General features: G+C 38.8%; 9 protein-coding genes. 1 reads left to right on the forward strand and 8 read right to left on the reverse strand.

The features are described 5' to 3' along the window. Nucleotides 1-230: 230 nt before the first annotated feature. Entirely contained in the window at nucleotides 231-473 is a 243-nt protein-coding gene (locus H6G28_RS32980) for a hypothetical protein (protein ID WP_190594297.1), read from the forward strand. Here the strand turns inward: H6G28_RS32980 and H6G28_RS32985 are convergent. The 8 genes from H6G28_RS32985 to H6G28_RS33020 form a co-directional block, all read right to left on the reverse strand. Next, nucleotides 470-1,105 carry a hypothetical protein gene (locus H6G28_RS32985; protein ID WP_190594296.1) on the reverse strand — a complete coding sequence of 212 codons (636 nt, stop codon included), beginning with the start codon at nucleotides 1,103-1,105 and terminating at the stop codon, nucleotides 470-472. The genes H6G28_RS32980 and H6G28_RS32985 overlap by 4 nt on opposite strands. A gap of 64 nt (nucleotides 1,106-1,169) precedes the next feature. Next, nucleotides 1,170-1,943 carry a hypothetical protein gene (locus H6G28_RS32990; RefSeq protein ID WP_190594295.1) on the reverse strand — a complete coding sequence of 258 codons (774 nt, stop codon included), beginning with the start codon at nucleotides 1,941-1,943 and terminating at the stop codon, nucleotides 1,170-1,172. A gap of 2 nt (nucleotides 1,944-1,945) precedes the next feature. Then, the gene (locus tag H6G28_RS32995; protein WP_190594294.1) at nucleotides 1,946-5,983 is read right to left on the reverse strand and encodes a DUF3854 domain-containing protein; all 4,038 of its coding nucleotides are present in this window, start codon (nucleotides 5,981-5,983) and stop codon (nucleotides 1,946-1,948) included. Nucleotides 5,984-6,015: 32 nt separating this feature from the next. After that, nucleotides 6,016-6,525 (reverse strand): relaxase/mobilization nuclease domain-containing protein, encoded by a 510-nt coding sequence (locus H6G28_RS33000; protein WP_190594293.1) that lies wholly within the window; start codon nucleotides 6,523-6,525, stop codon nucleotides 6,016-6,018. Between the two features lie 19 nt (nucleotides 6,526-6,544). Continuing rightward, nucleotides 6,545-8,350, reverse strand: a complete 1,806-nt coding sequence (locus tag H6G28_RS33005; protein ID WP_190594292.1) for a type IV secretory system conjugative DNA transfer family protein — start codon at nucleotides 8,348-8,350, stop codon at nucleotides 6,545-6,547. A 6-nt stretch (nucleotides 8,351-8,356) separates the two neighbouring features. Next, entirely contained in the window at nucleotides 8,357-9,586 is a 1,230-nt protein-coding gene (locus H6G28_RS33010; RefSeq protein ID WP_190594291.1) for a hypothetical protein, read from the reverse strand. A 300-nt stretch (nucleotides 9,587-9,886) separates the two neighbouring features. Then, nucleotides 9,887-10,606, reverse strand: a complete 720-nt coding sequence (locus H6G28_RS33015) for a hypothetical protein (RefSeq protein WP_190594290.1) — start codon at nucleotides 10,604-10,606, stop codon at nucleotides 9,887-9,889. After that, entirely contained in the window at nucleotides 10,603-12,132 is a 1,530-nt protein-coding gene (locus H6G28_RS33020; RefSeq protein ID WP_190677262.1) for a TrbI/VirB10 family protein, read from the reverse strand. Before H6G28_RS33020 ends, H6G28_RS33015 begins: the two co-directional genes overlap by 4 nt.

Consider the following 12,132-nt stretch of genomic DNA (forward strand, 5'->3'; position numbering starts at 1 on the left):
GTCTATTTTTCCTCATATAGTTGTGTATCTTCTTTTACTTAATATTGAACGCCTAACTCCTCTTGCACGTAGTTGTGGTTTTGACATTCATATTTCCAGGTGCAAGAAGTGAGATGATCTGAAGCTCACTGTTAGCTCAAAACCAGGTAGAGGGACGAAGTTTACAGTAGTATTTCCCTATAAAAAAGAGAGCCACTACGGACTCTCTTGTAACAGTGGGGGTTGGGAGAATGCGATATCTGCTTGAGCCTAAGTTTCTGGATCGGATCGAAGCTGCAATTGAATTTTTGATCATGATCGCTCTAATCATCGCCGCCATCATCAAATTTAATACAGACTTAGTGGAAGCTGCATTTTATGTGGCGATGGCAGCGATCATAGCTCCCTTCTCAGGAGTAAACAAGGCAATAAGACGGTATTTAATGCTGGGGGGATTTTTTCTGGGATTATTCGCTGGTTATTTTAGTAGTTAGCTAGGCTTTGTTTTCTTCCATTCGTCGTAAGAAGGACAGTCAATCCCAGGGAGCAATCCGTAGTCAGTGTAAGGTCTTAAAAGCGCAACATTGCCAGCTTGCTCTCGAATCTTGCTTTCCTTTTCTTCCTTGGAGAGTTTTTCGACTCTGATGTTGCTGGAGGTAACGGGGTTGTTTGGTTTAACAGAAAATTCTCGAACTAGATACAATTGCTCGTTTTTGGGTGTCCCTGATGTTAGACATCCTCTTGATTTAATAAACACACTAAAATCAATCCAACTCCGACTGTGAAGTATTGGATTGGGGACTTCCTCTACACGAACATCTCCCACAGTCCCCCACATATAAAGCGGCTCATTGTATCCTTCGAGGGTAGGATATCTCGCTTCATCGCATCCATTATTAATACTTCTTTTTAGATTAACCTTTCCATCCCCACAAACCTTCCAGAACACTCTGTATAAATCGGGAGTGCTATCGACAAGAGATTTGATCTGTTTTTCTTCTTCGGCTTTTGCCGCCTCAAGTTGTTTCTGTCGGGCGGCTGCTGCTTTTTCTTCTGGTGACTGACATGCAGACAAGAACATCGTGGAAAGCATAATAGTTGTCATCAACAAATATTTTGTTCTCATAGGAAACCTCTTAGCAATCAATTGTTAATTAAACCTAAAATTTTCAGAGTAATTTATCATGTTTTTAACCATCAAGTTCAATGTCTTTGTTGTGATCCTTGGCTGGAGAATGATTTCGTTGAACCTGCCGATCAAACGCAATGAGTCTATTTTTTTCTTCTAACGAAAGCTTATCTAGGGTAACGTTAAACTCATTGCCATCATCTTTGTGAGCAGAAAAGGCTAGTCCTTGTTTTCCTTGCTTCCTGATGATATTGATGCGCTGCATCCCTTCTTGAGCTAACAACTGTAGTCTGTATATGATCCCGTCATACACTCGTCCTTGTTCAGTGTCCTTACCTTTTGTAATGACGGTATTTATGGCAGCAGAAATCAGCGATGTTTTAACTGTTTCTGTTTCTGCTGTTTGTATTTTAGGAGGCTCTTGAGGCTGTTGTTTCACCGTTGATTTGTATTGTTTTCGTCCTGCATTCAGAAATCTTTGGACATAACTTTGCTTTCTAATCTCAATTAATTTATCAACTCTGTTTGAGGTATTTGACTCTGCTACATTGGACTGTTGAGTTACACCAAACTTTTGAAGATAGTCTTGGTAATATTTGTTTTTAAGATTTTGTTTGTATGCTTCGGTCTGTTGGGATTTTTGAGTGAGAGTTGTCCTAAGTTCATCCTGTATTTGTAAGCGATCTCGCTGGTGTTGGGGTTCATTAACCAGTGATGGTGTTGGCGGATTACTTTCCATAATCAGCCCCAGTCTGTAAGCCATTATGTTATTAGAGAATCCACTGTCACGATTGACAGTACTGATGGTTTCAATAACTGTGGTTTTGTTTTCCATTGCTATAATTCAACTTCATTAAATTTAGTAGTATTCCTATGCTGTTGAGGCTTGATCACCTCAATTTTTGGACTATAAGTATTATTAATAGCTTTTTCTCGCTCACACCTCAAATCATCTAAAATTTGACTGAATGGAGGGAGTGAGATATCAGATTTTTGATTACGATTAAGTTCAACTTCACGTTGAACCACAAGTTTTTGGTAGAGTTCTCGTTGCTCTCCAATAGTTAGTTTACCAGTTTCTTTTAGTTTTTGGCGCAACGGATAATTCCATTGATCTGCTACACCAGTCCATTTTTTATTAACTTCTAAATCTTGCCAATGTTCAGCAAGTTCAGAATGAAGAGGTAATTGAGTATCACGAGTTTGGTCATGATTAGTTTGATTATCAAGGGGAGATTGTTGTCTTAAATCTTTGACTATATAATTCAAAGGAGAAAGTACAATATTAGTTTTTTCTTGGGTGCGAATTTCAACTTGAGCTTGAGCTTGGATAACAAAATAAAGTTCACGTTGTTCACTAATAGTCAGTCCTTGATTAGTTTGAATTTTGTCCCGAAATTCATTACTTGCTTGTTGAGCGACAGGATTCCACCGCTTACTATCCTCTAGTTCTTGCCAAGCTCTTTGAAGTTCAGGATGAAGCGGAAGAATAGTACCATCAGATTTTATAGTTTGACTTTGGGGTTTAGGCGCAGTTTGTCGTTTTATGGGTCGTTCTATTGTTGTAGTAGATGTTTTTGAGCTTTGTGGTGTGTCTGCTGTAGTAGATGTTTTTGAATTAGCTGATCCCTCTGTAGTGTTAACTGTATTTTGGTTTTGTGGTTGTGCTGTTGCGGTTGCTGTATTTTTAGTAGGTTGTTGCGTCAAATCTTTGAGAATATCATCCCAAGGTGAAAGTGCGATATCAGTTTTTTTGTGGGTTAAAATTTCAGCTTGAGCTTGAGTATGAATAGCAAAATAAAGTTCGCGTTGTTCATTAATTGTCAGTCCTTGATTATTGTTAATATTGGCATGAGTTAGATTACCTGAATTTAAAAATGCAAAAGGAAGAATCGAGCGACCATTATAATCAACAGGGAGCCATCGGTCATTATGCTCTATCGCTTGCCAGATTTTTTTAAGCTCAGGATGAACAGGAAAAGTCTCACCGTTAGAGTTGTTAGCTTGAGGTGGTTGCTCAGTAGTTTCTAATCTATCAATATATTTAGCCAGTGTTGGGTGAACAGCCACCTCAGTATCACTCGTTACGTAAGGATTTACGGTAGTAGCTTTTTGGGGAATATCTAGTTTTTGTGCAAGTAACCTGAGCTTATTTAAATCGAGTTCATTTATAGCGAGAGTTTTTACTTGATAAGTCATCCCTGATGGGGTTTTGTTTATATCAAAACTAGCAGCAACCCTTGTAGTGCCATTGTTGTCAGTTTTCAACAATTGCAGACGTGATGAATTATCTTGCTGACTTTTCTGATAAAGTATGCGATAGTTCCCTAAAGTTAAATCATCACGCTCAAATTTAGAGAGCGTTTGTGCGAGAACCTCAAAAACTTCTTTCTGCTTGAAACTTTCTAAAATTGCATGTGTACCTTTTGGTGAAAGAGAGCCAAGAGTGTTGGCAATTTTCCTGGGATCTTCATCAAGTGATGGAAAATTTTTACCAATACAATCAAATACTAATAAAAACTCTTGCCGTTCAACGCTCAACATATCTTGAGGTTTTTGGGTGACTCGGAGGGTTGGTTTTGCCGATTGATCTGCTTCAAAGGTCATCAATACTTTCTTGTCACTACGGCGAAAAATAGTATAATTATCTCCATTACTCTTAATAGCAAAAGCATCGGCTTGATAAATAGATATTTCTTGATCACCATCTTTACTTTCTTGCCTAACACCATAATTTTTAACTAAATGGAAAGCAGCCAAAGCTATTTCTCCATTTTCTCGTTCTTCTAGTCTCTTCCTGGGTTGAGTTTGTAGGTATTGGGTTACTCTCTGTTGCCTAGCCCAGCTTTTAGTTTGCTGGTTTTGAGAAGGCGAGAGTTGGTTTGAAACTTCTGGCGTTGGAGCCTGTTGCTTCTGTTGATGGTAATCAGCAACTATCTGATCAAAATCAGTATTAAACTGGGGGGGCAAAAACGTTGGTAATCCAGGCATTACTGGCAGTGTAAAGTCTGGTTCTGACTCGGATTCTTGTGCAACTACTTTTTTTCGAGGAGTGTTATCAAAAATTTCTTCTACTACTTCTTCCCCCTGGGGAGTAACATTAACAGTCCCATCGCCTTTTTGCTCATAAAGTCTGATTTCTTGGCCATTTTTCAAAAAAATAGTCAGGCGTAAATCTAGCTGTTGATTGTTTTTGTGCCAGTCCTCTAAGGGTTGAGCTTTTTGGGATAAATCTTCAAACGCTCTTGCTCCTTGTGCAACTATAAAATCATCAACACCTTTTTCTGTTCCTGGTAGTTGAATTACATTGACGTTTGCTCCAGTTGACTCTAAAAGTTGACCTGTGCGGTAAGTGGCGATAGCAATATTGCGTTTGGTTTTGGATTTGGTTTCGTAATCAAAACAAATGTTGATGTGGCGCTCCTTAGTAGCAAAAACAGCTAATTCATCGTGTAACACAGGCTGAATTTGATTACCTAACTCATCCTTGCTACGATACCCCGCATATATTCCAGGTAGTCCAATTGCTGCATAACCCTGACTTAACAGACTGGCGGCTTTTTTGGCTCCCTCTGTGATTGTAATTGGAACATTATGTTTCCAGACACAGTACCAAAATCCACTGACGCGATCTCTCTCAGATGGCTGTACTCCAACTTTGGAGTACACTTTGTTAGCAATATCATCTGGGACATCTAATAAGAAAATACTCAGTTCAGTTTTTGGGGGATGTTCATATTTAATAAATTTTCCTTCTACTATCTGTCCCGCCGCATCTTTTTTTGGTCTGGGTGTGTTTGGCTTAAAACATCCCCACAATTTATTTTCGGGTAGTTCTCCAGGCTGTAAATTAGCAAAACTTCGAGGGTCAACACCAGCATTGCACCACCAACCACCCTTTTCAATATGCTGGTATCGCTCTAAATCTGCATCCCGTAGTCTTCCATCATTGCGTCGGGAAATTTTTTCACTATATATAAGATATTCCCAGGCTTGATGTTGCTGTTCTACACTATCAAAGTCTAAACTTTCAAAATTTAATTCGGCAATAAACGGAGATATGGCGCTTCCTTCTACAATTTCGCGCCAATGATTTGGCTCTAAACGGCTTACAGAAGCATCAATGGTTTTTGAAGATTCTCTGTGTTCTACAACTGAAGATTTATTGACAAGAGTTTGTTCAATTACTGTTGTATTTTGAGACGCAGTATTTTTTTCAATAATTTCATTGTTAGAAGTAGATTTGGTGGCAGTATTGTCGGTAGAGGGATAAGATTCCACGACCACTTCACTAGTTGTATTAGGTGTAGATTCCGCATTAGTTTCAAAGTCAGAGCTTTTTACAGACTCGACAACTGCTTGATTATTTGTGTTAGGAGTTGATTCTGTTTCGGTTTCAGGCGTACTCTCTACGGATTCAGTGACTTTTTCTTCAGTTGTATTAGTTTTAGACTCTGCTGTATCTGAAAATAATGTTTGATATATTGCTTTAATAATGCGTTTATCAAGTCCATCTAGTTTCCCCTTAAACTCATTTGTATCAGACTTAGGCTCTGGCGTATCTGAAGTAACTTGTTCTGCTAAAGTTTCAGATACTAATTCATTTAGTTCCTCCTCAACTTCCTTGGTGGTAGGAACAAACTTATTAGCTGATTCATCATACTTTTCCCACTTCCATCCCCCATCTTCATCAGGGGTCATGATATATGTTTCTTCTCCAACTTCTAATTTTAATTTGTTATCTAATTCCTCCTTAATTCTTTGAATAATTTTCTCACATAAAAAATTAACTAAAGGATAGATGGCTGTCCTGATAAAATACTCACTGTTCTTTGTATATACAGAAGATAGCTGAAGATGTCGTTCGTCAAACATAACTCGCTTCACTCGAATTCAAAATTTACGCATTATAAAACAACGGATCTAAAATCAGAAATTCTGGTAAAATTAAATCTTCTTAATTGCGACTTGTGACTTACGACTTGCGAATTATTTATGGCTTTTCGTAAAATATCATATTGTTCTACTGTAGCTCCCAAGCAATTCAAATCAATCAAATTACCATCAATAGTTACTCTATTGAAAATCAAATGAAATCTGGCATATCTCCCAGAATTTTCTACAAAACCCACATACTGTAAATCATTCCAGCCAATCTCTTTGATGTATTCTAGTAAAATTTGTTGACAATTGTTTTCCAGCAAAATTGTCGGAGTATTGTTGAGAGATATCAAGCAATAAATTCCTAGTTTCTTGAGTTTCGGGCGCTGGCTCGAAAGGAAATTAAAATTCGCAATTATTTGTAAGTGAGAAGAGTTAATATCTATTAAATTACCCAAGCATGGGTTTTTAGTTTTAGCTAATTCTGTGATGATATTAAAGTTGTTAATTGTTGATTCATTGATTACCATTCGCATTGTTATATCCTCTTCTCTGTTAAATAAATACATCTGCGTCTGTTGGGTTAGAATCCGAGGATTCCGAATTAATCAAAGAACTAACCTCTGATATACTAAAGGGAGAAGGATTCTGAGCATTTTGAGGAGTTTGTGGGAGAGGAAAACGTACATTAATCTCGGCACGTCGAGATTCCACATCTTCCTTTGTCGGAAATCTTTGTTGACTTTTCCGAACCAAATAAGAAACAAGCTTTGACCAATGTTCCTCGTTATATGCTTCGATGTTTTTCAAGTGTCTTGAAAGTTTAATATTTTTTAGTAAAGGTACTGAACCTTCTTTTTTATTAGCGTAAGCAGGGTTAATGAAAACGCATTTACCCAATGGTAGTTTCAAAAATTGTGCTGGCTCAAATAGCTTTTTGGTTTTTTCTTGATCGCTGGTAGTAGTATTCGCCTTACCTCCACCAGTAGACCGACTTTTGTGTTTATATTTGATTTCTTCATCTCCTAAAAAGCTCGAAAATAATTGAGCCGAGTCATTCTCCCCAGGATTAAAAATAAACTTTGTACTGCAAGCACCAAGAATAGCCCTTGCGACTTCTTTGCCATAATTCTTCTCTAGCTGTGCCATATTCTGCCAGCCTAGTAGTCCGCAAAAACCCTCAGAACGAGATTCATTCAGCCACCTAAATAAATCAGGTAAGTAAATTGAAGGTAATTCATCCAACGCAACTATTAGTGGCTCTTTTCGCCTTTTAGCAATGTTACGGGCAATAATCATGTGTAGAATGCTGGTCATGAGGGGGCCAACAGCTTCACGACGTTCCCTGTCTAGCCCAAAAATAATCATCTGCTTGCCACTGAGTTCCAAGGGCAGGGTCGTTTTACCAATGAAACAGCCGACTGTGTTTTTGGCCATAAAGCGAGTAAACATGATACTGGCTGTGGCAACAATCCCTGCCACAGTTTTTTCAGATGCGGCAGAACTGAACAATTGACCAAAGGCAATCTTAACCCAGGGGTTGAGGTCGCCTCCCATCAGGCGTTGTACCATCTGCTCACTAGACAGTATGGCAGCAGAAGTCATCACATCAGCCTGTTCACCAAATTCCTTAGTCAACATCAGGATGGCTTGAGTTAGCTGATCTCCTGATGGGCCAAAAAAACCATCTTCATTGCTATTATTGAGAATTCGGAAGTTTTTGTTAATGACAGTAGCAATTTGTCTGGCTGTCTCTGCGTCAGAAGAATCCCTCAAGAAATCAATCGGGTTGCAAACTTCAGACTCTGGGAATCCCGGCGCAAAGATGTGAACATCGTAGCCCTGACTCTTAGCGTAAGCAGCAATTTTGGCTTGCGATGGATACTTGAAATCATAGGCAACGATGGAAAACCCTTGCTCAATAGCAGAGTAAATCATCGGGTTAATCGCCCCAGCAGTTTTACCCGTACCGGGAGCGCCAATCGCTGCTGTTCCCCTTTGTACGTCAGGGATAAAAAAGGTAGTGTTGTTACTACTTCCTTTTTTATTAAAGTAATCTCCTACATAAAGTGCGGCACTATCACATTTGGGATTGGCTATTTGTTTGAGTGCCTTTTTTTTGGCAGTAGCAATCTCTTTACTCCCCCCCCAATAACTAGTAGCAATTTTCTTCTTGTTAGAGCTATCGCCAAAAAGTACCCTTATGAGGATGTATGCCGCTAACATGCTCAAAACTGTCAGCCCATTAGGAGTAAATAACTGATAAGTGTACTTGCCAATGTCATCGTTAGGGTTTGTTAATTGCTCAAAACGAAATTGCTGGTTTTTAGCAGTTGATGTGGATGGTAAATTCTTACTCATTTTTGATTAGGGAATGGAATGAGGTTGACCTAAAATAATGGGGTCTTTTTCTCTGTATTGGATGAAAGGAACTGGCCCGATAAAATAGGGAGAGCAAGTCCGTCCGATAAAGGGAATAGTTTTACAGATACGGAAAAACATCGTAGTCTGCATAGAACCAGTGGATTCATCAATATCCCAAACGACTTGTTTGAAAGCCGAACCAAAGGGATTTCTACCAGTAGGTTCTTGACCATTATTTAGTACCCTCAGAACACCAAAACCACCTCTAACTTTTTGGTATTTCCCAGAAATCCACTGCACCCCAGTACTACGACCAATACCCGACATCTCTGCATGAGCGCAATTATCTTGAAGACAAGGAACATTAAAACCTTGTTGATAACTACCAGAAATAGTACGGACACGATTGGCCTCAATCTCCCGCAACACAAGGTCAACTTTTCCGACAAAAGATAAATCAACATTCAACAAGCCAGGGAAGTTATTCCAAGATAAATCTGATAATCTAGGGACACCGTTAATGAAACTTTCCTGCCAATAAGCGAATCTTTCAAATGCAGCTTGGTCAATTCCAGGGATATCTGTAATTCTATAATTTTTTAAATTGATGCTTTGTCCTAATCTTATCCTTTGTAATCGAGGAATTTGAAGCAAGTTACCAATTTTTCTGTTAGAAGCAAAAATCCCTTGACGCTTGAGAAAGTCATCAAGCGGTTTAACATCTTTAACTAATCGATTATTGAGTCCAGGAACAGCCCTAGATAAACTGGGCAATGTTTGCCAATTCATCAGTTGAAAATCTGAAAGCCTTAACTGATTTAATCTAATACCTTGAGTCCGAGAGATTGTTGATAAATTAAGTTTTTCCATGCTTAATTCAGTATCTTCAAAGTCTCCCAGTTTCAAGAATGTTGCAATACTTTGTCCCGATTTCCAAATTCTAGTTTCATTCCTGCCATTAGCCTGGAAAGTAACCTTGCCATCTTCAGAAATAATCATGTTACTAAATTTCAGACGAGACCAATCAGGTAGAAAGCCATTAGGAGATTTAATTACAGGAACTTGAGCTTGTGCCTTTGGGAGAATAAAACCAATTACTTGATTGAGAACTCCATATTTCCAAAAACTATGAAGAAATAGAAAAGATAACAATCCCAGTAAAATCAAATATCTAAACTGACTACTTTTCTGGGACTTGAATTGATAATTTGATTTTTCTTGTTGTTGAGTCATATTTTTATCTAATTTTGTAAGTATTCAGAACACAAAGTGTAAGAATTCAGCATTCAGGAGTCAAAAGTCAGAATTTAAAAACAATGAGCGTATGATTTATATGTAAGAATTCAGCACCCAGGAGTCAGAAGTCAGAATTTATTAGAACTGTTATGTAACTAGGATATTTATTTACCAAATCTTCTCCTGATTCTTTAACCCTTCTGACTCCTGAATTCTTACATTTATATATTGCTCTAGCAAAAATTTGCTTAATTTCCCAATATTCTGGATTCTGACTCCTGAGTACTGAATTCTTATTTAACTGTTTTGTCCAAGTTTTATTAATTTATTCACTAATTTCATCGAGATAACTGCTTTATTTGCAGATGTTGTCAAGTCATCACCTTGTTGTAAGTACGTAAGCAATTTTTTGAGTCGTTGATGTAGCTCATCATTTGGATTAAGCGTTTTATTTTTAATAGAAATAGCAATACCATTTCGGATGCTATTAACTGTCTCAAAGTTCGTAACTAATGATGGAAGTTGAGGTGTGGTTGTAGTTTTCTTTTCTACGGCATCAGGTGTAATGACTACTTGACTGTATTTCGGACTGCCAGAAGAAACAGCTACACGAAAGCTGTAGGCTTTGCGATCGCCGTTTGTATTTTGCGTGATAATTGTCAGTAGAGTGCTGGATGTCTGCGGTAGTCCAGGAATGTTAACTTTTTTGATTCGCCGGAGATAAATCAGCCCAGCACCAGGGCTTTGACAATTTTGGTCAAGTTTATCTAAACAGCCATCTGTATCTACCAGAATTTGTGATGGGTCATCTAACCAAACTCTTTTGATTGTTTCCTGGACTTGATAAAAGGAAATGGCGACACCATGACCATTCCAAACATTGATAGTTTGTAGTGTGGCAGTTTGACCATAAGCTTGCGTTTGCTTGATGCTGCGGACTACAGGTGCAGCAATTGTGATGACTGGAAAAGAGCAAACTAAGGAGATGACTACACCAATGTAAGGTAAGCTTTTCACGGCAACTCCAAAGTGCGATTCACAATAAAAGTAACTTTAGTGCCTTGGGGGATATACCAAACATTGGGACGAGCCAGTATTTCTTGTGTAGAACTTTCGGCACGAGAACTAACAATGTCTCCCAATTTTTCAAAAGCACCTCGCAAGAAAGCACCACCAATGTTGCGTCGATTATTTTGAATGTTAGTGTTGGAAAAAGCACCCCCGAAACCCGTTTGTATAGATTGTTGAACATCAGGCTGATTGATAATTTCACCAACTTTGGCAAGTCCCCCAACTAATCCCACAGTCAGGTCATACTGGGCAATTTCACCACCCTTATCCTGAAATTTTTTCGCAATCAAGGGTTTACCACCTTGGGCATGAATCGAAATAGCCCCAGCAGTTAGAGGATATTCAGTGTTGTCCTTGATAATACTTCTGACGTAAGCAGTGGCATAATTACCAGCATCAACAGATGCCAGTTCCACCACTAATAAAGTATCGCGCCCAATTGCCACCTTACCATAATTGTCATGTAAGTCTTGGGTCAGTTTGGCGACAAATCGTTGACTATCTTCAGTTTTTTGTCTGCTGTTAGTGTTATCAGTTTGTTGTTTGACTAATGGTGTAATTAAGATCCCAGTAGCGAATTCACCAACTGTCAGGTATTGAGTTTGTTGACCTTGAAGGATTTGTTCTTCTTGGGGTAAATACTTGTCAGATTTAAGTTGAGTATCAGCCTGCCATCGGGGGCGGATTTGTTCGATGTCACTGGATATGTTTTCGTTGGTAGGCTCAGGTACACTTAACATATCTGCTGGTTCTGTTAGTGGTGGTGTTGTCTGGGTGAATGATGCAGGATATTCACCGGGGTCAGTGATTGTTGATTCACCAACAGAACTATCAGCGTAAGCTATGAGTCCGTAGGAGCCAATAGTGCGGAGTCGGTTAAATTCAGCAGTCGGGTCTATGGCTTTTGTCGCTGGTGTGGTCACGAGATTATTAACTCTAGGGCTGGAATTAACAAAACTACGTGGTAGAGCAGGAGGTGAATTAACTCTACTAACCTTGGAAGCTGGGGGTTGGTAACGTGTTGGGGATTGAACTGTTCGCGGTGTTACTGGAGCGGGGTTAGAAACTATCGAAGTTGTTTTTTGGGTTTCAACTTCTGGTAATGGAACTTGCTTACTTTGATTGCTGTTGAGTTTGTTTAACTCATCTTCCTGTTTTGAAAGCGCGAGTTTGGCATAAACATCTCCATCATCAACTTTTTCTTCAACTGCGGATGTGTCTTGAAGCTGTTTAGCAGGTTTAATTGCTTCTTTGGTTGACGGATTAAAAATACTGTTGAGAAAGAGGAAGATGATGAAAAAGGCTGACCCAAAAGGTACGGCAACTATCAGCAATCTTGACCAGGGAGACGTGGATAGATTGTGCTTAGTAATTTTAGGTATTTCTTTCTCTTGCTCATCAGAAAACTCAGGAAGCTTACAATCATCTTCCACTTTTAATAGATTATCAATGCTTGAAGAACTGTCAGTCAT

Source organism: Nostoc sp. FACHB-190 (genome assembly GCF_014696905.1).
Taxonomy (GTDB): domain Bacteria; phylum Cyanobacteriota; class Cyanobacteriia; order Cyanobacteriales; family Nostocaceae; genus Nostoc_B.

Coding starts and splice junctions, on each gene's coding strand:
- H6G28_RS32980 (WP_190594297.1), top strand. CDS start 231: ATGCGATATCTGCTTGAGCCTAAGTTTCTGGATCGGATCGAAGCTGCA.
- H6G28_RS32985 (WP_190594296.1), bottom strand. CDS start 1,105: ATGAGAACAAAATATTTGTTGATGACAACTATTATGCTTTCCACGATG.
- H6G28_RS32990 (WP_190594295.1), bottom strand. CDS start 1,943: ATGGAAAACAAAACCACAGTTATTGAAACCATCAGTACTGTCAATCGT.
- H6G28_RS32995 (WP_190594294.1), bottom strand. CDS start 5,983: ATGTTTGACGAACGACATCTTCAGCTATCTTCTGTATATACAAAGAAC.
- H6G28_RS33000 (WP_190594293.1), bottom strand. CDS start 6,525: ATGCGAATGGTAATCAATGAATCAACAATTAACAACTTTAATATCATC.
- H6G28_RS33005 (WP_190594292.1), bottom strand. CDS start 8,350: ATGAGTAAGAATTTACCATCCACATCAACTGCTAAAAACCAGCAATTT.
- H6G28_RS33010 (WP_190594291.1), bottom strand. CDS start 9,586: ATGACTCAACAACAAGAAAAATCAAATTATCAATTCAAGTCCCAGAAA.
- H6G28_RS33020 (WP_190677262.1), bottom strand. CDS start 12,132: ATGACTGACAGTTCTTCAAGCATTGATAATCTATTAAAAGTGGAAGAT.